Consider the following 25504-nt stretch of genomic DNA (forward strand, 5'->3'; position numbering starts at 1 on the left):
ATTCGGTCGGCGATATCAGTGATCTCGTTTACTGGCCCACCTGAAGATTTAGCCCAGGGAAGAGCCCACAACTTCAGAACGGCGTACAGGTCGTCCTCTTCACTGCCCCCGGGGTAACGCGCAAACGCAGGTATGCGCGCTCTGCGCTCCGCATCCAAAGATTGCCAGGGATGAAGTTGGCTTCCTTGAGTAAGTCCTTCAAGTCCGTCACAACGGCGCTGGATATGTCGTCGTCAAAGCCCTTGAGCTGGCTCCATGAATCGCATTTAAGGTAACCATATTTCAGTGCTGGCAATGTAGAAGACACTGCCCGCATTGGCCATGCATCGGTATCAAATACGGGACCAAGCTCGGCAAGTGTGCCTCCATCAGGAAATGCCGCAGGCCCATGTGCCCATGAGGCAATAAATACCAAACGAAGATGGACAGCTGTGGATAGTTGGCGACGAGCGACCACATCACGAAGTGCATACCCGTAGATCTCAAAAGCGGAACGATTAGCGCCCTTCAAAACCAGACAGCCCGACGTATCAGCAACCATTTCAAGGCACTCAGCCGCCACTTCGTCAGAGATAAGACCGACAGGGACTCTCCACTCATGGAATATTGGTCCACCGATAGCTGCAGCAACACTGTCAACTACTAGGTCTGCAAGCGATCCTGAAAACTGGACCAACTGGCCCGCAGCAAGTGCGGCAAGTATCTGCCTAGCTACAAGAATCGCACTACCTTTAACTATCCCACAGGCTTGTAAGTTACGCGATATTAGTTCGCACGCGACTTCGACAGTATGAATTTCGACAATAGGACCTTGTGGTTCAGATTCGAAAAGGCGGATGTGATTTTGGCTTGATCCCGAGTCAGAGTCAGAGTCAGAGTCAGAGTGCACCTTACTAATATTGACTTGGAACGCCTCAAAGCGATCAGACAACAGGGCTACTGTTTCGACGATCTTAGCCCACTCCGAATCTAACAAACTTATATGGTTAGTAAGATCATTAAGCTTTGAAAACTGTACTAACGAGTCCTCCCATCCCTTGGCCCTATCTGAAATCTCGTTTAAATTCTGCCTCATTAACAATGCGTTGCGATCAGATACTGCAACTGCCTCAGCCGTTACCTGCGTTATCTCATCAACGGTCCGTAAGCGCTCCGCAAGTTGCTCGGAACTACGAGCCATTTTTTCCACAAGCAGGCGAAGCTCAGCGAGATCCTCCGAGGATCTCATCGCACTCAAGGCAGCTTCATCTAAGCCTTGGATAAAGCTGCTGACTTTAGAAAACAGTAGATCAATTCGTTCAGTTACCTCGTCGGCTGCGGCCTCAGCTATCTCAAAATAACCTTCGATCTTGCTCAAACGTCCCGGGAGTTCATCAACCATACGGTCTCGAGCGAGAGTGGACGCGGGACGAAAACGCCCTAGCGCAACTTGCGTGTCAACGTGATCGGCAAAACCGCTAAATGAGATTAATCGCTCTATTGTCTCACGCGGCACATCTGGAAACTGATCCGCCAACGTTCTTAATAGCAATGGCCCAGCATCATCTGCTGGGAGAGAGCGGTCACCAGCAGGAAAGTCTTCGCCTATATGGCTTTTCGCCCAAGCAATCCAAAAATTGGCGAAAGTTTTCCAATCAGCTTCACTTTTCTGACCGCCTTGAGGATTTACAACATGCCCAATTAGCCGCTTTTGCTTCTCTTTGAACTCACTAGGAGATCCACTTCTAAACCCGGATATAGCAGGCTGTCGATCATAAAATGCTTTTCGAAAAACCTGTGGTATCTCATCTATAAATTCGGCAACTTTATTTTGTCCGAATGCAGAGATTCGATCCCTTGCCTCCTGGCAGTACTGGTAGCTCATACTGAGAAACCCTCTCCAATAGATTTTATTTCAAATCCGCATGCAAGGATTTCCCTCGCGAGAGTACGGTAGTTCGGTATCAATGCTGGTTTTAACTTAATTGATAAGAACGCCTGGACCAATGTTTGGTCGTCAGTGGCGTGACTAAGAGGCGCACCAACCTGCAGCTGGAGCATAAAGCTGCCCAACCTCCGTCGGAGAGCGGGATCAAGAATTGGCGCTAGCTTACTGGTTAAAAGCTCGCTCGCGCCGGATAGACGTAACCGTCCAAAACCACCAAAATCGAGATCGACGTGGAAAAACTCGTCAAGCAAATAACCAATAAGATCGGCCTGTATTTGAGAAGATAGCAGGCGCTGATGCGGGCTGTGTGGAGCAAGCGTATCGCTTGCTGATATTTGAAAACTTACAGGCACTGAGGCGCGCTCGGCATAGAAAACTCCATGTGTACCGGGCGGCATCGCGAGATACTCCAGTGTCATTTCTTGCGACCTGGCAGCTTCTACATACTCTTTGCATCTATGTTTTAACAATGGTACGACGATGCGCATGCCATCATTATTCTTAAATGCTACTTCCACTCCAGGGAAACCCAAAGTAGTCCTAGGCTGAAATGTTCGCGAGAGAAACTTCCCAGTTTCAAGACTTTCAGTTTTGGAAACTCTAACAATGGGTATATCACCGGGGGACAGAGTAAATAATGCCGGTGATCGATCAGTGCCAACTGCGGCGAGTCGGCTCCCTCCTCCAAACACCAACATTTTTGGCCCAACATCTTGCCGCCCCACAGGCATCATATGGGCAGACAAAATTATAGAGGTGGACTTGACACACTCAATCGTGTTGAGACTTGAGTTGCGCGCCAAAAATGGCCACACCAAAGTAATGGTGGGTGTTGGGGGGGTGACGTTCAATCCTGTAAAAGACTGTAGCCACTCTAAGCATTCCGTGGACGGTGACTCTGGAATAGTTACAAGAACCAGATTCCAACCTTTGCGGCTTTGAAATTTATCCTGGATTAGCTCATCTGGAAACTCAGGAATTATAGGCTCTGTCCACAACAGAGCATATGTTTCTGTTTCTATAAGCTCATGTGCCCGAGGAAACCCCAGAGCTCCACTTCCGCCCGAAGCGGTGAATACAGCGGCCCCTAAAGATGGCAAGCCTCGACATTCTCTTTCCACGCACTCAACAAAATTCCGATCAGGATTTCCTTGGAAGGAGACTATTCGGAAATTATCGACAGAGAGTTCCGCCAAAAGGCGGCGGCCGGCGGTCATTCCACGCATGTTGACTTGCTGCTGTACTCCCCCACCCACGTCGACAATAACACTTGCATCGCATGCACGACATGTAGGGAGAACCAGTTCTAAATACCATGCCGCGCGATTATGCCCCTTATCAATCTTGAGGCGCAGATCCATCCGCCGCATAGCGTGAGCAGGGAGGGCGTTGCCCACGCCATTCGCACTATATTGACCAGGCACATAGTTCTCACACTGTGACGAGCCATATCCGGGCCAATGAGCAAAGCACTTTTTACGTTTGCGCCCCGCCCCTCTATGCGACACTCTAGCTTTGCAAATCGGGCACACATAGTATCCAGCACCTGATGTGCTCTCCGCCGACTCAATCTCGTTAGTTAATGTGTTAACGGCGTAATCCAACGCGTATCCCCTTGCGTCCCTAACTCCTTGAGGCGCTCCTAAGCTTCTCCCCCTGTTCGGCCTGGGTTCGAAGGAGTTGCGCTTGACTACCAAACAAATCGATAAGATTAGCCAACGTCCAATTCTTATAATCTGTAACGTTCATGGCCCTAGGAATCACCCAGCGGTCCATTGCCATATCAGCTATTTGCCTTACAGACCTCAGAGAGCCAATATCGGGAGTCCCCTTTCCAGCCTGCAGAATTTTCGTCGCGTTACATGCCAACTGGCAAATAAAGACTTCACGCTGAATCCCATGCTTCATCAAATCATCCTTAAAGCCGAGTGCAGAGAGTGCGGCACGAGTAGTCCGCAATCGCCAATTAGGCCCCTGGCCGAAAGCATGTTGATCCGCATAGGTATGATCAATGTGACGGAGATAATCACGCATTTCGATAAATAACCAGTCAGGGATGTGAAAATGCCCCCACCCCCCGGTGTAACCAATAGATTTAAGGTACTCAGTACCATCCAACTTAAGTCGGTTGTAAACGGAAGATCGACCCATCGATGACGTTGTGATGATGGAGAGCAGACGAGCTTTTTTTTCCTGCTGAGAAATTATTCCCGTCGAGTCGCCATACATCTTGGAAAAATCGTCATAGATATCGCGACTGCGCAGCAAACAAGCAATAAGCTTCCCACAAAGCAGAGTGTTGTACGGAGGAAGCGCACCTAAGACATAAGCATCCATAAGATTGACAAGCCGCTTACCTCGATCCTGTGTGGTCCATCCAATGAACTTGTCTCTTACAGCAAGATTAAAGACTGGGTCACCAATAGCAATGATCCCCATTAACTTGCCATTGCTAGCGTCCCAGACAAGATAACGAAGGCGCCGTCCAAATCCATTTGATACAGGGACAGACCAAGAGAGAGAGGCAAGCCTGAATAAATCGCTCTGCCAAGTGGACGAGGCCACCCGCTCCAAAACTGGGGTAATTTTCCCCGGGTTTACATCAGTACCTGATGCGAAATATCGCAGAAGCTTTCCAGCTGATTTGACGATGAATTTCTCGTTAGCAAGCAGACGCTCTTCTCGCTGGGCACTGTGCAGCGTGCGAATCGCATCTTTACTATTGCCTGGAGCGGCTAGCGCCCCCTCAGGCGTTCTCGTAAAACCCAACGAATGCAAATGCTCCCGAAGCTTTCTTTTGAGGCTAGCTTCCCTGAGATTCACACCAATAACGATTGCGTTGCCGTGTGGCATTGATTTGCTTCCTGCCCGGAAATGATCCTTTCGAGCGGTTCTTACGCCTATGTATCCACGACTATCAGAATCGAGGCATCCTACACGGCATACATACAGATAGAGCAATATGCCATCATCGGCCCTCCCTTAAAACCATTGGCTGACCATCCGAAGCAATAACACTCGTGAGAGCCCCTAACATAGGGCCTGGTAGCCGATTTTAACCTGCTTTTCCCACGACGCTATGGGCTACCATCTGAGCCCAATTTGGCAAGCCTGAACTCAACAGCTTGTGCATAGACGCAACCACGCTCCAGCTCCGAGCGCGTAGGAAGCCAACCTAACCTCCATTCCTTAGCATTCACGGCAAGCAACGCGGCTTCGCCTTGTTGACGCTCAAACGATGCTCCGGCATGGCAATGAAGAAATCCGCAGCCCCCTTCACTAACCCATGCAGAATTATTAAACCAATAAGTTTAGTAATAGATTTTGGCAAGCCATTTACGTCACTGCTTCGGCTGCAATCTAGGTTTTGCCTGCCCCTAGGGGTAGCGCGGCAAAGCCCGCTTATCCCTTTACCGCAATCGCTAAAAACTCGCCCATAAAAAAACCCAGCCACCGTTAAGTGGCTGGGTTTTTTGAATATGGTCGGGACGGAGTGATTCGAACACTCGACCCCTTGCACCCCATGCAAGTGCGCTACCAGGCTGCGCTACGCCCCGACTTTGTTGCTTGCCCCGCTTTGCGGAACGGAGCGAACTATACTTTAAGCGTTTGAATTGTGGAAGGTTTTTTTCAGGTTTTTTTACTTACGCAGAACCATGAGGACGTCTTCAAGCTCGGCGATGGTCTGCCGGATGAGCTGCTTGTATTGGGTGGTGTCGTCCTTCGCTTCGTCACCGGAGAGACGCTGGCGCGCCCCGCCGATGGTAAAGCCCTGGTCGTATAGCAGCGCCCGGATCTGCCGAATCATCAGCACATCCTGGCGCTGGTAGTAGCGCCGGTTGCCGCGTCGTTTTACCGGGTTGAGCTGGGGAAATTCCTGCTCCCAGTAACGCAGCACGTGGGGCTTGACTGCGCAGAGCTCGCTGACCTCGCCAATAGTGAAGTAACGCTTGCCGGGGATTGTCGGCAATTCGTCGTTATGACTTGGTTCCAGCATAAGCTTCGACTCTGGCTTTCAGTTTCTGCCCCGGACGGAACGTCACGACACGGCGAGCCGTGATCGGGATTTCCTCTCCTGTCTTCGGGTTCCGCCCGGACGCTGACGCTTATCCCGCAGATCGAAGTTGCCGAAACCCGACAACTTGACCTGTTCGTTATGCTCCAGCGCCTGACGGATTTCCTCGAAAAACAGCTCCACCAGTTCCTTGGCTTCCCGTTTATTCAGGCCAAGCTCTTCGTACAGACGTTCAGCCATCTCAGCTTTCGTCAGAGCCCCCATACGCTACTTCCTTAACGTGGCGTTGAACCTTTCTTCCAGCGAGGTGACGATGTTCTGCGTTGTGGTGTTCACCTCATCGTCGTTAAGAGTGCGCGATGGATGCTGCCAGGTCAAGCCGACGGCCAGGCTTTTTCTAAGCGGATCAATACCTTTACCGTGATAGACGTCAAATAGCCTGAGGTCCGTCAACCACTCGCCCGCCGCCTCGCGGATGGTGTCGAGTACGGCCTCGGCGGCCACCTCGCGATCCACCAGCAGAGCCAGGTCGCGACGCACTTCAGGGAAGCGCGAAAGCTCGCGGAATTTGGGCAGGCGGCCGCGCATAACTTCAGCCAATACCAGCTCGAAGAGGTAGACCGGCTGATCCAGGTCCAGGGCTTTTGCCAGCTCGGGGTGGATGGCGCCGAGGTAGCCGACCAGTTGGCCGTCGCGCTCGATGCGGGCGGTTTGGCCCGGGTGCAGGGCGTTGTGCTCGCCGGGCACGAAGTCGAAACCATCCAGCGCACCGGCGGCGCCGAGCAGGGCTTCGACGTCGGCCTTCACGTCATAGAAGTCCACGCCGTCACGGCCGTGGGCCCAGGCTTCGGGCAGGCGCTTGCCGCAGACGACGCCGGCGAGCATGGCTTCCTGCTTGAGCCCTTCCAGCTGGCCGACGAAGCGCAGGCCGCTTTCGAACAGGCGAACGCGGCCCTGCTGGCGGTTGAGGTTGTGCTGCAGCGCCTTGACCAGGCCCGGCCACAGGGAGGAGCGCATGGCGGCCATGTCGGCAGAGATGGGGTTGGCCAGCATCAGCGGCTGCACGCCAGGGTTGAACAGCTCGAACAGCTTGGGATCGATGAAGCTGTAGGTGATCGCTTCCTGGTAGCCGCGGGCGACCAGCAGGCGACGCAGGGCCGGCAGCTCGACGGCGGATTCGGAACGGGCCTTGGGCGCCAGACGCGCTTGCGGGTAGCGAACCGGCAGGCGGTTGTAGCCGTAGAGGCGGCCGAGCTCTTCGATCAGGTCCACTTCCAGGCTGATGTCGAAGCGGTGGCTGGGGACTTCCACCGTCCATTGGCCCTGGCCAGCGGAGGTGACGCCCAGGCCCAGCGCAGTGAGCAGGCGCTCGACTTCGGCGGCGTCCATCTCCATGCCCAGCATTTGGGCGATGCGCTCGGCACGCAGGGTGACCGGGGCGACGCTCGGCAGGCTGGCTTCGCTGACGCTTTCGATGATGGGACCAGCTTCGCCGCCGACGATGTCCAGCAGCAGCGCGGTGGCGCGCTGCATGGCTTCGCGGGCGAGTTGCCAGTCCACGCCACGCTCGAAGCGGTGCGAGGAGTCGGTGTGCAGGCCATAGGAACGGGCCTTGCCGGCAACGGCGATGGTGTCGAAGAAGGCGGCTTCGAGGAACAGGTCGCGGGTCTTGTCGCTGACGCCGCTGTGCTCGCCACCCATTACGCCGGCGATGGCCAGGGCGCGGGTGTGGTCGGCGATGACGAGGGTGTCGGCACGCAGGCTGACTTCCTGACCGTCGAGCAGGACGATCTTCTCGCCCTCTTCCGCCATGCGCACACGGATGCCGCCGTTGATTTCGGCGAGGTCGAAGGCGTGCATGGGCTGGCCGAGTTCGAGCATCACGTAGTTGGTGATGTCGACAGCGGCGTCGATGCTGCGTACGTCGGCGCGACGCAGGCGCTCGACCATCCACAGCGGGGTGGGCTTGGAGAGGTCGACATTGCGCACGACGCGGCCGAGGTAGCGCGGGCAGGCCTTGGGCGCGAGGACTTCGACCGGGCGCACTTCGTCATGGGACGGGGCGACCGGGGCGATGGCTAGGCGGGTGACCGGGGCGTCGTAGAGCGCGCCGACTTCGCGGGCCAGGCCGGAGAGGTTGAGGCAGTCACCGCGGTTGGGGGTGAGGCCCAGCTCGATGACGACGTCGTCCAGCTCCAGGTAGCGGCGGAAGTCTTCACCCACCGGCGCATCGGCGGCGAGCTCCATGAGGCCGCCGTGGTCTTCGCTGATCTTCAGTTCGTTGGCCGAGCAGAGCATGCCGAAGGATTCGACACCGCGCAGCTTGGCTTTCTTGATCTTGAAGTCGCCCGGCAGCTCGGCGCCGATCATGGCGAAGGGGATCTTCAGGCCGGGGCGCACGTTGGGCGCGCCGCACACCACCTGGAAGGTTTCGCTGCCGTTGCTGACCTGGCATACGCGCAGCTTGTCGGCATCGGGGTGCTGTTCGGTGCTCAGCACCTCACCCACGACCACGCCGCTGAAGGCGCCGGCAACGGGGGTGACGCTGTCCACTTCCAGGCCGGCCATCGACAGACGGGCCACCAGCTCGTCGCGGGATACCTGCGGGCTTACCCAGCTCCGCAGCCACTGTTCACTGAATTTCATCCAGCTCTCCTAAGGATTCGTTTCGGCCACGTGCGTGGGTGGTCGGCTTTCACGCTCCCTCGCATTCACGCGGGAGGCGGTGAGCCCGCTGACGGGTTCTCTCACCGGGCCCCACCGGAGGCGGGGCACTCGCTACACAGCTACAACACAACACTCAACGCACGGGGCATTCGTTTCTGACGGCGCGGCCTAGCGGAATTGCGCGAGGAATCGCAGGTCGTTATCGAAGAACAGGCGCAAGTCGTTGACGCCATAACGGAGCATCGCCAGACGCTCGACGCCCATGCCGAAGGCGAAGCCCTGGTACTTCTCCGGGTCGATGCCGGACATGCGCAGCACGTTGGGGTGGACCATGCCGCAACCCATCACTTCCAGCCAGCCGGTCTGCTTGCACACGCGGCAACCCTTGCCGGAGCACATGACGCATTGCATGTCGACTTCGGCCGAAGGCTCGGTGAAGGGGAAGAAGGACGGGCGGAAACGCACGCCGAGGTCCTTCTCGAAGAACACACGGAGGAATTCCTCGATGGTGCCCTTGAGGTCAGCGAAGCTGATGCCCTCGTCGACCAGCAGGCCTTCGACCTGGTGGAACATCGGCGAGTGGGTGATATCCGAGTCGCAACGGTAGACACGACCCGGGCAGACGATGCGGATCGGCGGTTGCTGGGATTCCATGGTGCGCACCTGGACCGGCGAGGTGTGGGTACGCAGCAGCATGTTGGCGTTGAAATAGAAGGTGTCGTGCATCGCCCGGGCCGGGTGGTGGCCGGGGATGTTGAGCGCTTCGAAGTTGTGATAGTCGTCTTCGACCTCAGGGCCTTCGGCGATGCCGTAGCCGATGTGGGTGAAGAACTGCTCGACGCGTTCCAGGGTACGGGTGACCGGGTGCAGGCCGCCGGAGACCTGGCCACGGCCAGGCAGGGTGACGTCGATGCGCTCGGCCGCGAGCTTGGCGCCGAGGGCAGCCTGCTCAAGCGAATCCTTGCGGGCATTCAGGGCGTCTTGTACGCGTTCCTTGGCGGTGTTGATCAGGGCGCCGACTTTGGGGCGCTCTTCCGCCGGCAGGTCGCCCAGGGTCTTCATCACCTGAGTCAGTTCGCCTTTCTTGCCAAGGTAATGAACGCGAATCTGCTCAAGGGCATTCACGTCGTCGGTGTTTTGCACTGCCTCAAGCGCTTGAGAGACCAGCGCATCCAGATTTTCCATGTACAGACTCCAGATACGAAATAGGGGAAGAGCACAAGGCTCTTCCCCTATTGGTGACGTTCAGCACCGGGATAGCCCGGTGATTGTCGGGGACTTAAGCCAGTACGGCTTTCGCTTTCTCGACAATCGCAGCAAACGCCGCTTTTTCGTTCACTGCCAGATCGGCCAGAACCTTGCGATCGATCTCGATGGCCGCTTTTTTCAGGCCAGCGATCAGACGGCTGTAGGACAGACCGTTCAGACGAGCACCAGCGTTGATACGAGCGATCCACAGAGCGCGGAACTGACGTTTGCGCTGACGACGGTCACGGTAGGCGTATTGGCCAGCCTTGATCACCGCCTGCTTGGCAACGCGGAACACGCGGCTGCGTGCGCCGTAGTAGCCTTTGGCGAGTTTCAGAATCTTTTTGTGACGCTTGCGAGCGATAACGCCGCGCTTAACACGAGCCATGAGTAGCTTCCTCTAGATATCTTGACCGATTAACGAACGCGCAGCATGCGCTCGACTTTTGCTTTGTCCGACGGATGCATCAGTTCGCTACCGCGAAGTTGACGCTTACGCTTGGTGGACATCTTGGTCAGGATGTGGCTCTTGAAAGCGTGCTTGTGTTTGTAGCCAGCAGCGGTCTTGAGGAAACGCTTGGCTGCACCGCTCTTGGTTTTCATCTTTGGCATGTTCGGATACTCCGCATTGAGTGATTACGCATAACCGCAAGGCCTGCCAGTGCCCTGGTGGTTACTTTTTCTTTTTGGGAGCGATGACCATCATCAGCTGGCGTCCTTCCAGCTTAGGATGCTGTTCAACGGTGCCGAGTTCGGCGAGGTCAGCTTCGACCCGCTTCAACAGCTCCATGCCCAGCTCCTGGTGAGCCATCTCACGACCACGGAATCGAAGCGATACCTTGGCCTTGTCTCCCTCATTAAGGAAACGTACCAGGTTGCGTAGTTTTACCTGGTAATCCCCTTCTTCCGTCCCTGGACGAAACTTGATTTCTTTGATCTGTTGCTGGTGCTGATTCTTCTTCGCCGCAGCAGCCTGCTTCTTCTTCTCGAACAGGTGCTTGCCGTAGTCCATGATCCGACATACGGGCGGCACTGCATCAGCGGAAATTTCCACCAGATCCAGCTTGGATTCTTCAGCAGCGCGAAGCGCTTCATCAATCGAGACGACGCCAATTTGCTGGCCGTCTGCACCAATCAGTCGCACCTCTCGAGCCGAGATATTCTCGTTAATCGGGGCCTTAGGTGCAGCTCGTTTATCTTGTCTCATTTCACGCTTAATAATGATTACTCCAATTCTTGGCGACCACGCCGGGAAACCGCCTGCGCAAGCGTAGTGACGAATTGGTCGAGGGGCATGGAGCCCAGATCGACGCCTTCACGGGTTCGCACAGCAACGGATCGTGTCTCAACCTCCCTATCTCCAATAACCAGGAGATAGGGAACCTTGAGCAAAGTATGCTCGCGGATTTTAAAGCCGATTTTTTCGTTTCTCAAGTCGGACTTGGCACGGAACCCGCTTTGGTTGAGAGTTTTTTCAACCTCGAGGGCAAAATCGGCCTGCTTGTCGGTGATATTCATGATCACCGCCTGGGTCGGCGCGAGCCACGCAGGGAACAGGCCCGCGTAGTGCTCGATGAGCATGCCGATGAAGCGCTCGAAGGAGCCGAGGATTGCGCGGTGCAACATCACCGGGCGCGTACGGCTGTTATCTTCGGCGATATAGCTGGCATCCAGACGCTCCGGAAGGTTCGGATCGTACTGCAGGGTGCCGCACTGCCAGTTACGACCGAGGCAGTCCTTGAGGGTGAATTCGATCTTCGGACCGTAGAAAGCACCTTCACCCGGCTGGTATTCCCAGGCCAGGCCGGACTCGTTGAGGGCGTCGGCGAGGGCACCTTCGGCGCGATCCCACAGTTCGTCGGATCCCACGCGTTTGGCTGGGCGAGTCGACAATTTCATCGACACATCGCCGAAGCCGAAGTCCGAATACACCTGCAGCGTCAGCTTGATGAAGTCGGCCGCCTCCTTCTTCACCTGTTCTTCGGTGCAGAAGATGTGGGCGTCGTCCTGGGTGAAGCCGCGCACGCGCATGATGCCATGCAGGGCGCCGGACGGCTCGTTACGGTGGCAAGCACCGAACTCGGCCAGGCGCAGCGGCAGGTCGCGGTAGGACTTCAGGCCCTGGTTGAAGATCTGCACGTGGCACGGGCAGTTCATCGGCTTGACGGCGTAGTCGCGGCTCTCGGAAGCCGTGGTGAACATGTTCTCGGCGTAGTTGGACCAGTGGCCCGAACGCTCCCAGAGGATGCGATCGACGACCTGGGGCGTACGCACTTCCACATAGCCGTGCTCACGCTGCACCTGGCGCATGTACTGCTCCAGCACCTGGTACAGGGTCCAGCCATTGGGGTGCCAGAACACCATGCCCGGCGCTTCTTCCTGCAGGTGGAACAGGTCGAGCTGCTTGCCGATGCGGCGGTGGTCGCGCTTCTCGGCCTCTTCGATGCGCTGGACGTAGGCGGCCAGCTGCTTCTTGTCGGCCCAGGCGGTGCCATAGATACGCTGCAGCTGCTCGTTCTTCGAGTCGCCGCGCCAGTAGGCACCGGAAATCTTGGTGAGCTTGAACGCTTTCAGGAAGCGGGTGTTGGGCACGTGCGGGCCCCGGCACATGTCCACGTACTCCTCATGGAAGTACAGGCCCATGGCCTTCTCGTCCGGCATGTCCTCGACCAGGCGCAGCTTGTAATCCTCGCCACGGGCCTTGAACACTTCGATCACCTCGGCGCGCGGGGTGACCTTCTTGATGACGTCGTAATCCTTGTCGATCAGCTCGGCCATGCGCTTTTCGATGGCGGCCATATCGTCAGGCGTGAAGGAGCGCTCGAAGGCGATGTCGTAATAGAAGCCTTCATCGATGACCGGGCCGATCACCATGCGGGCGGTCGGATAGAGCTGCTTGACGGCATGACCGACCAGGTGGGCGCAGGAGTGACGAATGATCTCGACTCCAGCCTCGTCCTTGGGGGTGATGATCTGCAGGGTCGCGTCGTTTTCGATCAGGTCGCAGGCATCGACGAGCTTGCCGTCGACCTTGCCGGCGACGGTGGCCTTGGCCAGGCCGGCACCAATGGATTGCGCCACCTCGAGTACGGATACCGGGTGATCGAACGAACGCTGACTGCCGTCGGGAAGAGTAATGATGGGCATGGCGCCTCCTCTCCTAGTGGTGACCTCTACCAAAGGCCACATGGGTTGGGATGAGCCAGTAATTGATCCGGTGGTATGCCTGCCACACGATGACAGAGCCCGAAGGCCAACCGAGCCGAACCAGAGTCACTGGAGGTATCGAGAACCGCGGATGCTTCCAGAAACAGATGACACTGACAAGCTTCCGATGCCACCGGCACACCTTTATATAGGCAGCACGAACGGCAGCGAGAGTGCGAACGTCACGAGAAGATCGGGAGAGACCGCGCGGTCGCGCACTCTACCACAAAAAAATCAACGACTTAGAAGCGCCCCGGCACGAGAAGCCATCTCCCATCGGCAAGCGAGCAGAGACAGCGACATCGCCAGCCCAGGCACAGCGCAGCCTGACACTCTTTTGCCATCATTGAAATGTGATGAGAATCACACAGATTTACCGATCAGTTCACAGACGCACTGATATGCTCCGGCGAATACATCGACCAAGGAGCCCTACGATGAAGGAACAACGTACTTTCCTTGCTCTCCGCGCCCACATTGACGAGCTGCTCAGGGACGGAGCCAGCATCATCAGTCGCGACCCTCTCACCCTGAAGGTCAGCGGCCATCTCTATCGCGTCAATTACGGCATGCTGATCAGCCACTCCGTAGCCGCCTGACCGCGCCCGGGCGCTCTCGCCCGGCGCTGCCCCGCCCTCCCCGCCCGACACCCTGCCCGACGGCACTCCTGACTGCACATCCACGTTTCGAACGAATAGTCAAAAGCGTACAAAGCGCAACGGAATTTCGGGATTCGAGCCCTGTCACAGCTACTGCTATTCTGCTCGCATCTTCCCAGGGGAGACTCATCCGTGAAGGAACAACGGAATTTTCATGCTTTGCGTGCGCACATCGATGAATTGCTCAAGGAAGGAGCACGAATCATCGGACGGGAACCACTCACCATCAGGATCAATGACGGCCTCTACCGTGTACTGCACGGCATGCTGATCGCCGATATCTGAAACCAGACCCGACGCACCGCCTCGCCACCTCCACCAGCGCGACAACCTCGCACTGCGGCTTTCCTTTATTGCGCAATCCCCTTCAGGCACTCATCGCCCGCCGCCATCTGCCGCCAGCGGGGCATGAAGCACCACGCCCAGACGCGCGAACACCTCATCAGGGAATGAACACAGGCTCCTCGGGCGCGGACTCTGAGTGATCGTCATCGCTATTCGACCAGCCCGCCCCGGCACCGAAGTCCAGCGCCTGAGTCTGCAGGTTGTAGCCGACATCCCCACCACTGAAGTAGCCCTCGCCCTGGTAGGCGACACCGATGTTCGGCCGGAAAGCGGACGACGCGAACAGATAGTCGAGGCCGACGGAGCCCACCATCTCGTTGTCCTGGTCATCGCTGAACGCCTTGACACCCGCCGCCACGCCACCGCCGAAGACATAGCTCACCCCGACACCGAAGCCGATGTCGCTCGCCTGCGCCGCGCCGCCCATCGATAGCAGCACAGCCCAAGCCGCCACCGACATCGCCCGACGACCGAAATCGATTCGCCTGCTCATGGCAAACGCCTCCTCGCTCGTAAATGCATTTTCAAGCGTAGAGAGCCTGAGGATATATCCAAGCGAAGCGGGACCACTTTTCCGATATATGGACATCTACCAAGGCGACCCAGCGAGCCCAAACGACAGAAACAAAAAGCCCGGCGCAAGGCCGGGCTCATCGATACGCGCAACACTCACTTCATCGAATTGGCGAAGGCGTTCCATTCCTCGGTCGCCTTGAGCGCCGCCTCGCGGTGCTTGCGAACCGCCTCGTTCTGCTCGGTCACGAAAGCCGTGATGCACTTGTTGTAGCTGTCGACATCGCGGGTGAACTGGTCGCGATGCGCCTCATCCCTGAACTGCGCCGGCACATCCGGCCGCTTGCAATCATGGTGAGGGGTAGCCGATTCAGCGAAAACAGCAGGCGAGATTAGGAGAAGTACGGCGAGAGCTTTGCGCATTCGTTTCCTCACGAGAAGCCGGCAGCTTCCCTCAGCGGCGACCATAAAAAGAAGCCGGAAAACTAAAACGCGCGGCCAGTCGAGTCAAGCAAGGTGCGCCACCAGAAGCCCAGGCCTCTCAATACCCCTACCTAGAGAAACGACCGGCACTGGCTCACTTGAGCGGACCCGCCGCCCGCCAGGTCCCGGGCGCCTGAAGCAGCGAGGCCTTGCTGGGTAGATCCCGACAGGCACGATAGGCAATCGCCTGGGACTTCTGGCCCTGCTCCACCAAAGCCCCCGCCTCGACACCCTCATAGCCCCACTCAGCCGCCAGGCAGTCGACCCACAAGGACTCAACCCCGCCCTTTCCATTGCCGAGCCTGATCACCGCCTTGGAGTCATCGACCCGCTCAACCGAGGCCACCTCCAGCCCACCGCCGACCAGATCCTGCGCAGATGCGGTCATGGGCATCATCGCCAACACAAAAACACCACAAAGATAGATACGCACTTAATCCTCTCCCTGGATGCTAAAGCGAATGCAACAAGGCACAAACCGTGCGATCAAGGGCAAGCGCCGGCCGGCGAGCGGACAATCCTGGCGCTCGATGACGAGGTGGTGGTTTCAGCCCCTGCATAGGCATCCCTGTTCAAAAGCTGCTGGCCGCCAGCCTCATCGATGACCGAGTAGTTGCCATCAGAAAGCGCGCGCCAGCAGCCCCTGACTTCGGCGCCTTCGCTGCGGGAAACATAAGCGTGCCTCTCGGCAGCACGCGAAACAGGCAGCTCGCACGCTCTCTCGAGGAAAAGCACGCCAGACACATCGCCCAGCGAGAACGCATCGCCAACACATTGATGCCCCTTATCAGCCCGCACCAGCACCTGCTCGGCACTGGCGGCACCGGCAACCAACGCGCACAGCATTCCCATTGCGTATTTCATGGTGATCCTCCGTGAACAGAATCGAGCGGCCTGAAGCCCAGATTGTGAGCTGCGCTCCCTGGGAGAATCCAGAGCTTCCTAGAGAAGGAGATGGCCACCATCCATTAGAGGGGCGCACGGAGAAGGAGATCGGACACCAGCGGGCGCAGGCAGGCTTGAAAGCCTGAAGCATGAGGAGGGCCCGAAAGCCCATTGAAGGAAAATCGGAAAACAAAAAAGGGCAACCCTTTCGGATCGCCCTTCATGCGCTGCAGTGATGCAGCTTCGAATTGGTAGGCACAATTGGACTCGAACCAACGACCCCCACCATGTCAAGGTGGTGCTCTAACCAACTGAGCTATGTGCCTTCGATGGGTGCGCATTCTACAGCCATGCTTTTCGACGTCAACAACTTTTTCGCTAACTGCCTGAAAAAGTGAAGTTTTTGTTGTTCAACGCCGCGTTAAATATCTTGCACAGCCCCTAGCCGGCTATTTTCAACTCGGGTAGCATCACGCCATCCGTAAAAAATAAAAAACAGAGATTCAAGATGACGCACACTCCCTACCCCCAATCCTATTACGCAGCATCGGCCAACCCGGTACCGCAGCGGCCGGAGCTGGTCGGCGAGACCGAGACCGACATCTGCATCATCGGCGCCGGTTACACCGGGCTGTCCACCGCCCTCTTCCTCCTGGAAAACGGCTTCAAGGTCACCATCGTCGAAGCGGCCAAGGTCGGTTTCGGCGCGTCCGGCCGTAACGGCGGGCAGATCGTCAACAGCTACAGCCGCGACATCGATGTGATCGAGCGCACCGTCGACCCGAAGCAGGCGCAACTGCTCGGCCAGATGGCGTTCGAGGGCGGCCGCATCATTCGCGAGCGCATCGCCAAGTACAACATCCAGTGTGATCTGAAGGATGGCGGGGTGTTCGCCGCCATCACGCCCAAGCAGATGGGCCACCTGGAGTCGCAGAAGAAGCTCTGGGAACGCTACGGCCACACTCAGCTGGAGCTGCTGGATGCCAAGCGAATCCGCGAGGTCGTGTCGACCGAGAACTATATAGGCGGCATGCTCGACATGAGCGGCGGCCACATCCATCCGCTGAACCTGGCCCTGGGCGAGGCGGCGGCAGTGGAGTCCCTCGGCGGCATCATCCATGAGCAATCCCCGGCCATTCGCGTGGAACGCGGCGCCAACCCGGTCGTGCACACGCCCAAGGGCCGCGTGAAGGCCAAGTTCGTGGTCGTGGCCGGCAACGCCTACCTGGGCAACCTGCTGCCCGAGCTGGCGTCCAAGTCCATGCCGTGCGGCACCCAGGTGATCACCACCGAGCCGCTGTCGGAAGAAATGGCCAAGAGCCTGCTGCCGCAGGACTACTGCGTCGAAGACTGCAACTACCTGCTGGACTACTACCGCCTCACCGGCGACAACCGCCTGATCTATGGCGGCGGCGTGGTCTATGGCGCCCGCGACCCGGCGAACATCGAGGCGATCATCCGCCCGAAGATGCTCAAGACCTTCCCGCAGCTGAAGAACGTGAAGATCGACTACGCCTGGACCGGCAACTTCCTGCTGACCCTCTCGCGCCTGCCCCAGGTCGGCCGTATCGGCGACAACATCTATTACTCCCAGGGCTGCAGCGGCCACGGCGTCACCTACACCCACCTGGCGGGCAAGGTACTGGCCGAAGCACTGCGCGGCCAGGCGGAGCGTTTCGACGCCTTTGCCAGCCTGCCGCACTACCCCTTCCCGGGTGGCCGCCTGTTCCAGGTACCGTTCAGTGCCATCGGCGCCTGGTACTACAGCCTGCGCGACAAGCTGGGGATCTGATCCCCGCGATATGAAAACGGCGCCCTCGGGCGCCGTTTTTCATTGGGGCTGCGGCCCCGCCAGAACAATCAGTGCAGCTGCTTCCTGGCGATATTCGCCGCATCGGCCTGCCCGGCACCGGCCAGCGCATCGACGGCCTGGGTCCAGCGCGACCTATCCGCTTCGGCGGGCAGCTGGTTCGGCGCCTGCAGCAAAGCGGCCCAGTGGCCAGCACCCTCCCAACCCGACTCGAACTCCGAGAAGCTCATCGGCAGGCGGCGTATGCCCCCGGCACGCAGGAGGAGTACCTGCTTGTTGCGGTCGTAGCCCACCACCAGCGCGTAGCGCCAGGACGGCAGCCAGCCGTAGCCCTGGCGCATGTGCACCAGCACCGGGTTGCCCGCCGCCACCTGCACCAGCAGGTCTTCCAACTGGTCGCCCAGCGGGTACAGCAGCAACCCATGGCGGTTCACCACGCCCGCCAGGTTCTGTTGCAGTGCCTCTTCCCGTTCGGGCAGGCGCAGCTCCTTTTCCACCATGCCCGGCGTCACCGTCTCGCCCTGCAGGGTGAACAGTGCAGCCAGGCTGGCCGGCGCGCTCTGGTAAGCGTGCTGGGCGAAGAAGGGCACGTTGCTCAGCTCCACCGCTTCGGGCAGGGCACGCAGCCTGGGCGATGTCGAAGGCTGGCTGGAACAGGCCGCCAGCAGCAGGCAAAACACGAGCCCGGCGCAGCGGGTGAAGGATCGGTCAAGGCGAATAGGCACTGCATCTACCCCGGTGGTTCAGGTGCATGGCGAACACCGGCGCGAGCGGCCGGCCCATGGCGCACCTGTATACCCGAGGCACGCCCGGCAACGCACGGAAATGACGGTTTTTCGAGACCATTATCACCAATCCATTCATTGCCGCGACAAATAGTTATTTATTCACGACGGCCTGTGACTTCCCGGTCAGGTTTCGCCATCCATATCCACGACGGCACACAAACGGTCGAGCCGACCGGGTCCGTCACCTCAATGGGCACAATACGGAGAGACCCACCCCATGAATGCAACACTGCGCTTCAACGAAGCCCTGATCATCGCCGGCCGCGCCTTCCAACCCTTCCAGTGCGTGGCCTGGGCCCCACAGGACGGCAACGGCGAGCTGAGCCTCAGCGTCATCGACCGCACCAGCACCCGCCTGCTGGGCCGCTCGAAAATCGCCAGCAGCACCTATTCCGACCCCGAACAACTGGCCAGCATCCTCAAGCAGTCCCGCGAGGAGCTGAGCCGCCAAGGCTACAGCCTCGCCCCCTGGGAGATGCCCGAGTAATACCTCCCAGCGCTGTGCCCACTGCGCGGCGGGCAGCTTCCCGGCTGCCCGCCCTGGCGTTATCGCAACGCCGCCTCGCTTTTCACTGAAGAAATTCCCCCGCCTTCGCTGTCCATAACCTTGCAGCCCGAGCACACGCGGCAACCCGCCCGCGCCAGCCTCGCTCGCCCGCGCAAGGAGCACACAGGCCATGAGCCCATTCGACTGGCACCGCATCCTCATCGATGAGTTCCCCCTGAGCTTCCTCGCGGAAGTCGCGCTACGCGCCCTCTTCGCCTTCGTCGTGGTCTTCGCCTTCCTGAAGATTTCCGGGCGCCGCGGCGTACGGCAGATCTCCCTGTTCGAGGTGCTGGTCATCCTCACCCTCGGCTCTGCGGCCGGCGACGTCTCCTTCTATGAAGACGTGCCGCTGCTGCCGATCCTCGTGGTCTTCACCACCCTGCTGCTGCTCTACCGCGTCACCACCTACGCCATGGAGCGCAACCGCCGCTTCGGCGCCTGGCTGGAGGGCGAGCCGGTGGTGATCATCCGCGACGGCCTCTACGACATCGACGCCCTGGCCCGTAACAACATCTCCAGCGACGAGTTCTTCATGGAGCTGCGCCGCCAGAGCGTCGAGCACCTGGGCCAGGTAAGGCTGGCCATACTCGAAGTCAATGGCGACGTCAGCCTGTATTTCTTCGATGACAGCGAAGTGCGCGCGGGCCTCTCCGTGCTACCCCGCCAATTGCGCCAGAGCGTGGAGCGCCCCAGCACTGACGGCCTCTACGCCTGCAACCGGTGCGGTTTCACCCAGCACCTCGCCCAGGGGCAGGACGCCCATTGCCCCCGCTGCGACGGCCAGGCCTGGTCACGCGCCCTGGGCCGCAAGCACCAGGCCTCACCCGTGGAGGCACACGCATGACAGCCGCAACGCCGCCCGCCCTGCCGCCGCAACTGCGCTACGTCGAGGACAGCATGCCCGGCTTCGCCCGGCGCCTGAGCCGTGGAAAGTTCGTCTACATCGACCTGGCCGGCAAACCGATACGCGACGAGCTGGAGATCCAGCGCATCAACAAGCTCGCCATCCCGCCCGCCTACCAGCAGGTGTGGATCTGCGCCGACCCGCAGGGCCATATCCAGGCCACCGCCCGCGATGCCCGCCAGCGCAAGCAGTACCGCTACCACCCGCTGTGGATCGAGATACGCGACGCCGCCAAGTACGAGCGCCTGCTGCGCTTCGGCCAGGCCCTGCCGGCCCTGCGCGGGCGCATCGACCTGCACCTGGGCGAAGCGGGGCTGGGCCGCGACAAGGTCATGGCCGCCGTGGTCGCCCTGCTCGACCGCACCCTGATCCGCATCGGCAACAGCCGCTACGCGCGGGACAACAAATCCTTCGGCCTCACCACCCTGCGCACCCGTCATGTCGCCCTGAAGGGCAACAACATCCGCTTCGAATTCAAGGGCAAGAGCGGCATCGAGCACAGCGTCCGGCTCAGCAGCCCGCGCCTGGCGCGCATTCTCCGCCGCTGCCTGGAGCTGCCCGGCCAGCACCTGTTCCAGTACCTGGACGAGGGCGCCGAGCGCCGCACCGTCAGCTCCCACGACATCAACGACTACCTGCGCAGCCACGCCGGCGAAGACTTCACCGCCAAGGACTACCGCACCTGGGCCGGCAGCACCCTGGCCCTGGAGCACCTGCGCAAGCACCGCTGGCAGGACGAAGCCACGGCGAAGAAGCACCTGGTGGAGGTGATCCGCCAGGTGTCCAGCGAGCTGGGCAACACCCCGGCCATCTGCCGCAAGTGCTACGTCCATCCCGCCATCATCGAGGCCTTCCTCGCCGGCGAACTGCAGGGCCTGAAGAAGGCTCGCAAGCGCAAAGGCCTGAGTGCCGAGGAAGCCTCGCTGATGCATTTCCTCCAGGCGTTGCACGTCGCCCCGGCGGGCTAAGCGCCTAGCCAGGGGTTTGGCAATATCTGTGGGGTTATTGTCATTGTCGCCAAACCCAGCAGGACGCAGACTGGCACCATCAACCTGATGGAGCCCCGCCATGGCCCCCTTGCGCACCATCGCCTGCCTGGCATTCGACGACGTGATGAGCCTGGACGTGACCGGCCCGCTGCAGGTGTTCGCCTCGGCCAACGTCGAGCGCCAGCGCCAGGGCCTGCCCGACGCCTACGGCATCCGCCTGATCGGCACCGAAGCCGGCGCGGTAAAGACCTCCGCCGGCTTCGCCCTGGTCGCCGAGGCGGCCTATCACGAGGTCGACCCTGCCTCCCTCGACACCCTGCTGGTGGCGGGCGGCATGGGCGTCGAGCGCATGTGCCGCAACCCGCCGCTGCTGGCCTGGCTGCGTGACGCCGAGCCCCAGGTGCGCCGCCTCGGCTCCATCTGCTCCGGTGCCCTGATCCTCGCCGCTGCCGGCCTGCTCGCCGGGCGCAGCGCCACCACCCACTGGTCCGACGTACCGGCCCTGGGCGGCTATTGCGATATCGACGTGCAGGGCGACCGCCTGCACACCTACGACCCCGCCGGCCGCGATGGCGACCCCCATGTATTCACTTCCGCCGGGGTCACCGCCGGCATCGATCTGGCCCTGGCGCTGGTGGAAGCCGACCTCGGCCGCACCATGGCGCTGGCGGTGGCGCGCCGGCTGGTGCTGTTCCTGCGGCGGCCCGGTGGCCAGGCGCAGTTCAGCGCCCTGCTCAATTGCGAGCCCAGCCGCACGCCGCGCCTCGCCGCCCTGCTGGAGTGGATACCCGGCAACCTCGGCGGCGACCTCTCGCTGGAGGCCCTGGCCAACCAGGCCAGCATGGCGCCGCGCAGCCTGTCCCGGGTCTTCGTCCAGGAGCTGGGCATGGGCCCCGGCAAGTACATCGAACGGGTGCGCCTGGAGGCGGCCCGCGCGCTGCTGCAGGACGCCCAGGCCTCCATCGCCACCGTGGCCCGCCTCACCGGCTTCGGCCACCCGGAAAACCTGCGCCGCACCTTTCACAAACACCTGTCCATCAGCCCGCAGGAATACGCGGAACGCTTCGGACGCCCCAACCAAGCCTGAGGAAACCGCCATGCTCGAACTGCGCCCCAACTGCGAATGCTGCGACAAGGACCTGCCACCCGACTCCGCCGAGGCGATGATCTGCTCCTTCGAGTGCACCTTCTGCCGCGACTGCGTCGAAACCCACCTTGCCGGCCACTGCCCCAACTGCGCCGGCAAGCTGGTCGGGCGCCCCATCCGTCCCGCCGCCAAGCTCGCCGCCAACCCGCCGTCGAGCCAACGCATCCACAACCCTGCTGGCTGCGCCAAGCGCGCCTGAACCGGAAGACGACCATGCTCGAACTGGTGAAGAAATTCCGTGGCGACGCCGTCGCCCTGCCCCCACGCCCCGCCACGCGCCAGGTGTTCATCGCCTGGCTCGGCGGCGTCCTGGCCATTGCCAGCATCGCCGGCCTGGGCGACGCGCTGACCCTGAGCCTGCTGCTGGGCTCCTTCGGCGCCTCCTGCGTGCTGGTGTTCGGCTTCCCCGACGTGCCCTTCTCGCAGCCGCGCAACGTGGTCTTCGGCCACCTGCTGAGCACCTTCACCGGCCTGGCCTTCCTGCATTTCTGCGGCCCGCACTGGTGGGCCGTGGCCCTGGCGGTGGGCAGCGCCATCGCCCTGATGATGCTGACCCGCACCGTGCACCCGCCGGCCGGCTCCAACCCGGTGATCGTCTTCCTCCTGCAGCCGGGCTGGGACTTCCTGCTCTACCCCACCCTCAGCGGCGCCCTGCTGCTGGTGCTGGTGGCGCTGATCTACAACAACGCGAGCCGCGAGGCCCGCTACCCCAAGTACTGGTAAGCCACCGAGGTTCCCATGCTGCTGCGCAACCCGAGCATCCGCCTGCTGTTCGCCGGCCAGGCGCTGTACTGGAGCTGTTCGATGATCGGCATCACCCTCACCTCGCTGGTGGGGCTGCAGCTGGCGCCGCTCAACGCCCTGGCCACCCTGCCGCTGGCGCTGCTGGTGCTGGGCAACCTGCTGGCGGTGCAGCCGCTGTCGCTGTTCATGCAGCGCCATGGCCGCCGCCCCGGGCTGATGCTCGGCGCCGCCGCCGGCGTCCTGGGCGGCCTGCTCAGCGCCCTGGGCGTCTGGCTCGGCGACTTCACCCTGCTGTGCCTGGGCGCCCTGCCCATCGGCGCCTACCAGGCCTCGGCCATGTACTACCGCTTCGCCGCCCAGGAGGCCGTGGACGAGCAGCACAAGGGCCGCGCCACCGCCTATGTGGTGGGCGGCGGGGTTTGTGCGGCCTTGCTGGCGCCGAGCCTGGCGCTCTGGTCACGCAATGCCCTGGAAACGCCCTTCGTCGGTGCCTACCTGGCCATCGCCGGCCTCGCACTGGTCGCCCTGGTGCTGCTGCGCCTGTTGCGCGAAGGCCAGGCGCCGCGCCCACCCAAGGCCGGCTGGGCCGCCACCCGCGCCCTGCTGCAACGCCCCCTGGTGCGCGCCGCCATCGCCACCACCGCCATTGGCCACGGGCTGATGATCCTGGTCATGAACGCCACGCCCCTGGCCATGACTTTCTGCGGCCTGCCTCTGGAAGCCGGCTCCGAGGTGATCCGCTGGCACATGCTCGGCATGTTCCTCCCCGCCTTCGCCGCCGGCCCGCTGGTGGACAGGTTCGGCAGCCGCCGCGTGGCCCTGGCAGGCGCGGTGCTGTTGCTCCTGAGCGCCGGCATCGCCCTGGCCGGGCTGGGCATGGGGTATTTCCTGGTGAGTTCGTTCCTGCTCGGGCTGGGCTGGAACCTGATGCTGGTGGCCGGCACCACCCTGCTGGCGGAAGGGCACAACGCCGACGAACGCGGCCAGGCCCAGGCGCTGATGGAGCTGTGCAACAGCCTGGTAGCCGCCTGCGCCTCCTTCGCCTCCGGCGCGCTGATCACCGGCCTCGGCTGGAGCGCGGTGAACCTCGGCATGCTGCCGCTGGTGGCGGTCGTCCTGCTGGCGCTGTTCTCGGTACGCAGGAGCAAGGTCGCCCAGGCCGAAGCCACACCCTGATCGCCGCCCCGCATCGCGCACCCCTCGGGAAATTACAGATCGTAGGATGGGAAGAGCTCTGCGAATCCCATCGATTCGGTGTATCCCCGAACACCGGACAGCATGGGTTTCGCTGCGCTCTACGCCATCCTACGGCGCTTATCCCGCAGCAAAGTAGGGCGGGGGAAACCCGCGAGAGACCTGTGCGGATCGTAGGATGGGAAGAGCTCCGCGAACCCCATCGATTCGGTGTATCCCCGAACACCGGACAGCATGGGTTTCGCTGCGCTCTACGCCATCCTACGGCGCTTACCCCGCAGCAAAGACAGGGCGGGGGAAACCCGCGAGAGACCTGTGCGGATCGTAGGATGGGAAGAGCTCCGCGAATCCCATCGATTCGGTGCATCCCCAAACACCGGACAGCATCGGTTTCGCTGCGCTCTACGCCATCCTACGGCGCTTACCCCGCAGCAAAGTAGGGCGGGGGAAACCCGCGAGAGACCTGTGCGGATCGTAGGATGGGAAGAGCTCCGCGAATCCCATCGATTCGGTGCATCCCCAAACACCGGACAGCATCGGTTTCGCTGCGCTCTACGCCATCCTACGGCGCTTACCCCGCAGCAAAGTAGGGCGGGGGAAACCCGCGAGAGACCTGTGCGGATCGTAGGATGGGAAGAGCTCCGCGAATCCCATCGATTCGGTGTATTCCCGAACACCGGGCAGCATGGGTTTCGCTGCGCTCTACGCCATCCTACGGTGCATGGCGCGCGGCAAACATGTGCCCTCGACAAGCCCTGAATGACCGTAGCCCGGGCTTCAGCCCGGGAAATCACAGGCACAAAAAAGGCAGCCCGAGGGCTGCCTTCTTTCGTGCCGCTGCACGCCTTAGTAGTAGGCGTTTTCGCGGTTGCTGTGGTCGGTGACGTCACGCACGCCCTTCAGCTCGGGGATGCGCTCGAGCAGGGTGCGCTCGACGCCGTCCTTGAGGGTCAGGTCGACCTGGCCGCAGCCCTGGCAGCCGCCGCCGAACTGCAGCACGGCGATGCCTTCCTCGACCACGTCCACCAGGCTCACCTGGCCGCCGTGGCTGGCGAGGCCGGGGTTGATCTCGGTCTGCAGGTAGTAGTTGATGCGTTCGTTCAGCGGGCTGTCTTCATTGACCATCGGCACCTTGGCGTTCGGCGCCTTGATGGTCAGCTGGCCGCCCATGCGGTCGGTGGCGTAGTCGACCACGGCGTCGTCGAGGAAGGGCTCGCTGACGGCGTCGATCCAGGCGGTGAAGGAAGCCAGGGCCAGCGGGGTGTCCTCGGGCTTCTGCTCACCGGGCTTGCAGTAGGCGATGCAGGTCTCGGCGTACTGGGTGCCCGGCTGGGTGATGAAGACACGGATGCCGATACCGCTGGTGTTCTGCTTCGACAGCAGGTCAGCCAGGTAATCTTCGGCTGCCTGGGTAATGGTGATGGCGCTCATG

Annotated in this window: 26 protein-coding genes, 2 tRNA genes and 1 pseudogene; 10 read left to right on the forward strand and 19 right to left on the reverse strand. The window is 60.6% G+C overall.

Translation table 11 applies throughout. The features are described from left to right. Positions 1-73 precede the first annotated feature (73 nt). From PSm6_RS00495 to thrS, 12 genes and pseudogenes are all read right to left on the reverse strand, one after another. Positions 74-1864 carry a hypothetical protein gene (locus PSm6_RS00495; protein WP_265169261.1) on the reverse strand — a complete coding sequence of 597 codons (1791 nt, stop codon included), beginning with the start codon at positions 1862-1864 and terminating at the stop codon, positions 74-76. After that, entirely contained in the window at positions 1861-3288 is a 1428-nt protein-coding gene (locus PSm6_RS00500) for a hypothetical protein (RefSeq protein ID WP_265169262.1), read from the reverse strand. The genes PSm6_RS00495 and PSm6_RS00500 overlap by 4 nt, the downstream gene beginning before the upstream one ends. Positions 3289-3550: 262 nt before the next feature. Beyond that, positions 3551-4780 (reverse strand): Druantia anti-phage system protein DruA, encoded by a 1230-nt coding sequence (locus PSm6_RS00505; RefSeq protein WP_265169263.1) that lies wholly within the window; start codon positions 4778-4780, stop codon positions 3551-3553. 627 nt (positions 4781-5407) lie between these two features. Beyond that, positions 5408-5484, reverse strand: a tRNA-Pro gene (locus PSm6_RS00510). An 83-nt stretch (positions 5485-5567) separates the two neighbouring features. After that, positions 5568-5924, reverse strand: coding sequence for a MerR family transcriptional regulator (locus PSm6_RS00515; protein ID WP_031286878.1), 357 nt, complete (start codon positions 5922-5924; stop codon positions 5568-5570). Further along, positions 5905-6206: pseudogene (ihfA, locus tag PSm6_RS00520) on the reverse strand (integration host factor subunit alpha). The gene PSm6_RS00515 and the pseudogene ihfA overlap by 20 nt, the downstream one beginning before the upstream one ends. Before the next feature lie 3 nt (positions 6207-6209). Further along, on the reverse strand, positions 6210-8588 hold the full coding sequence (gene pheT / locus PSm6_RS00525; RefSeq protein ID WP_265169264.1) for a phenylalanine--tRNA ligase subunit beta: 2379 nt from the start codon (positions 8586-8588) through the stop codon (positions 6210-6212). Between the two features lie 189 nt (positions 8589-8777). After that, a complete protein-coding gene (gene pheS / locus PSm6_RS00530) occupies positions 8778-9794 on the reverse strand; it encodes a phenylalanine--tRNA ligase subunit alpha (RefSeq protein ID WP_043243027.1) in 1017 nt (338 codons plus the stop codon). Positions 9795-9888: 94 nt separating this feature from the next. Then, complete coding sequence (gene rplT, locus PSm6_RS00535) at positions 9889-10245, reverse strand: 50S ribosomal protein L20 (RefSeq protein ID WP_004422590.1); 357 nt, start codon at positions 10243-10245, stop codon at positions 9889-9891. Positions 10246-10274: 29 nt separating this feature from the next. Further along, positions 10275-10469 carry a 50S ribosomal protein L35 gene (gene rpmI, locus PSm6_RS00540; protein WP_021701550.1) on the reverse strand — a complete coding sequence of 65 codons (195 nt, stop codon included), beginning with the start codon at positions 10467-10469 and terminating at the stop codon, positions 10275-10277. A gap of 61 nt (positions 10470-10530) precedes the next feature. After that, positions 10531-11082 carry a translation initiation factor IF-3 gene (gene infC / locus PSm6_RS00545; RefSeq protein ID WP_169708317.1) on the reverse strand — a complete coding sequence of 184 codons (552 nt, stop codon included), beginning with the start codon at positions 11080-11082 and terminating at the stop codon, positions 10531-10533. After that, complete coding sequence (gene thrS / locus PSm6_RS00550) at positions 11082-13004, reverse strand: threonine--tRNA ligase (RefSeq protein WP_021216952.1); 1923 nt, start codon at positions 13002-13004, stop codon at positions 11082-11084. Before thrS ends, infC begins: the two co-directional genes overlap by 1 nt. Before the next feature lie 497 nt (positions 13005-13501). Between thrS and PSm6_RS00555 the strand changes: the two genes are divergently transcribed. Further along, positions 13502-13663 (forward strand): hypothetical protein, encoded by a 162-nt coding sequence (locus tag PSm6_RS00555; protein WP_021216953.1) that lies wholly within the window; start codon positions 13502-13504, stop codon positions 13661-13663. 192 nt (positions 13664-13855) lie between these two features. Continuing rightward, positions 13856-14008, forward strand: a complete 153-nt coding sequence (locus PSm6_RS00560; protein ID WP_164488229.1) for a hypothetical protein — start codon at positions 13856-13858, stop codon at positions 14006-14008. A gap of 157 nt (positions 14009-14165) precedes the next feature. Here the strand turns inward: PSm6_RS00560 and PSm6_RS00565 are convergent, their stop codons facing one another. The 5 genes from PSm6_RS00565 to PSm6_RS00585 all read right to left on the reverse strand — a co-directional run bounded on the left by PSm6_RS00565 (position 14166) and on the right by PSm6_RS00585 (position 16275). Beyond that, on the reverse strand, positions 14166-14561 hold the full coding sequence (locus tag PSm6_RS00565) for a hypothetical protein (RefSeq protein ID WP_021216956.1): 396 nt from the start codon (positions 14559-14561) through the stop codon (positions 14166-14168). 176 nt (positions 14562-14737) lie between these two features. After that, positions 14738-15004 carry a hypothetical protein gene (locus PSm6_RS00570; protein WP_031286890.1) on the reverse strand — a complete coding sequence of 89 codons (267 nt, stop codon included), beginning with the start codon at positions 15002-15004 and terminating at the stop codon, positions 14738-14740. A 154-nt stretch (positions 15005-15158) separates the two neighbouring features. Then, positions 15159-15497, reverse strand: a complete 339-nt coding sequence (locus PSm6_RS00575; RefSeq protein WP_043246914.1) for a hypothetical protein — start codon at positions 15495-15497, stop codon at positions 15159-15161. Positions 15498-15550: 53 nt separating this feature from the next. Then, positions 15551-15928 carry a hypothetical protein gene (locus PSm6_RS00580; RefSeq protein ID WP_265169265.1) on the reverse strand — a complete coding sequence of 126 codons (378 nt, stop codon included), beginning with the start codon at positions 15926-15928 and terminating at the stop codon, positions 15551-15553. A gap of 270 nt (positions 15929-16198) precedes the next feature. Next, positions 16199-16275, reverse strand: a tRNA-Val gene (locus tag PSm6_RS00585). A gap of 182 nt (positions 16276-16457) precedes the next feature. On the opposite strand from PSm6_RS00585, the gene PSm6_RS00590 reads away from it, so the two are divergent. After that, a complete protein-coding gene (locus PSm6_RS00590) occupies positions 16458-17741 on the forward strand; it encodes an NAD(P)/FAD-dependent oxidoreductase (RefSeq protein ID WP_043246916.1) in 1284 nt (427 codons plus the stop codon). A gap of 68 nt (positions 17742-17809) precedes the next feature. Here PSm6_RS00590 and PSm6_RS00595 read toward each other — a convergent pair whose 3' ends face one another. Next, the gene (locus PSm6_RS00595; protein ID WP_031287215.1) at positions 17810-18484 is read right to left on the reverse strand and encodes a PA2778 family cysteine peptidase; all 675 of its coding nucleotides are present in this window, start codon (positions 18482-18484) and stop codon (positions 17810-17812) included. A gap of 280 nt (positions 18485-18764) precedes the next feature. On the opposite strand from PSm6_RS00595, the gene PSm6_RS00600 reads away from it, so the two are divergent. The 7 genes from PSm6_RS00600 to PSm6_RS00630 all read left to right on the forward strand — a co-directional run bounded on the left by PSm6_RS00600 (position 18765) and on the right by PSm6_RS00630 (position 24054). Beyond that, positions 18765-19034, forward strand: a complete 270-nt coding sequence (locus tag PSm6_RS00600; RefSeq protein WP_021218003.1) for a hypothetical protein — start codon at positions 18765-18767, stop codon at positions 19032-19034. Positions 19035-19224: 190 nt separating this feature from the next. Then, the gene (locus PSm6_RS00605) at positions 19225-19938 is read left to right on the forward strand and encodes a DUF421 domain-containing protein (RefSeq protein WP_265169266.1); all 714 of its coding nucleotides are present in this window, start codon (positions 19225-19227) and stop codon (positions 19936-19938) included. After that, a complete protein-coding gene (locus tag PSm6_RS00610; RefSeq protein ID WP_265169267.1) occupies positions 19935-20966 on the forward strand; it encodes a DNA topoisomerase IB in 1032 nt (343 codons plus the stop codon). Before PSm6_RS00605 ends, PSm6_RS00610 begins: the two co-directional genes overlap by 4 nt. A 100-nt stretch (positions 20967-21066) precedes the next feature. After that, complete coding sequence (locus tag PSm6_RS00615; protein ID WP_265169268.1) at positions 21067-22074, forward strand: GlxA family transcriptional regulator; 1008 nt, start codon at positions 21067-21069, stop codon at positions 22072-22074. Positions 22075-22084: 10 nt separating this feature from the next. Beyond that, positions 22085-22333, forward strand: a complete 249-nt coding sequence (locus tag PSm6_RS00620; RefSeq protein WP_021217999.1) for a DUF1272 domain-containing protein — start codon at positions 22085-22087, stop codon at positions 22331-22333. Positions 22334-22347: 14 nt separating this feature from the next. Continuing rightward, positions 22348-22857: an HPP family protein gene (locus PSm6_RS00625; RefSeq protein WP_021217998.1), complete on the forward strand. Its 510-nt coding sequence runs from the start codon at positions 22348-22350 to the stop codon at positions 22855-22857. Positions 22858-22872: 15 nt separating this feature from the next. Then, positions 22873-24054 carry an MFS transporter gene (locus PSm6_RS00630; RefSeq protein ID WP_265169269.1) on the forward strand — a complete coding sequence of 394 codons (1182 nt, stop codon included), beginning with the start codon at positions 22873-22875 and terminating at the stop codon, positions 24052-24054. Between the two features lie 864 nt (positions 24055-24918). Here the strand turns inward: PSm6_RS00630 and nfuA are convergent. Then, positions 24919-25503, reverse strand: coding sequence for a Fe-S biogenesis protein NfuA (gene nfuA, locus PSm6_RS00635; protein ID WP_021216800.1), 585 nt, complete (start codon positions 25501-25503; stop codon positions 24919-24921). Between the last annotated feature and the right edge of the window lies 1 nt (position 25504).

Source organism: Pseudomonas solani (assembly GCF_026072635.1).
GTDB lineage: Bacteria > Pseudomonadota > Gammaproteobacteria > Pseudomonadales > Pseudomonadaceae > Metapseudomonas > Metapseudomonas solani.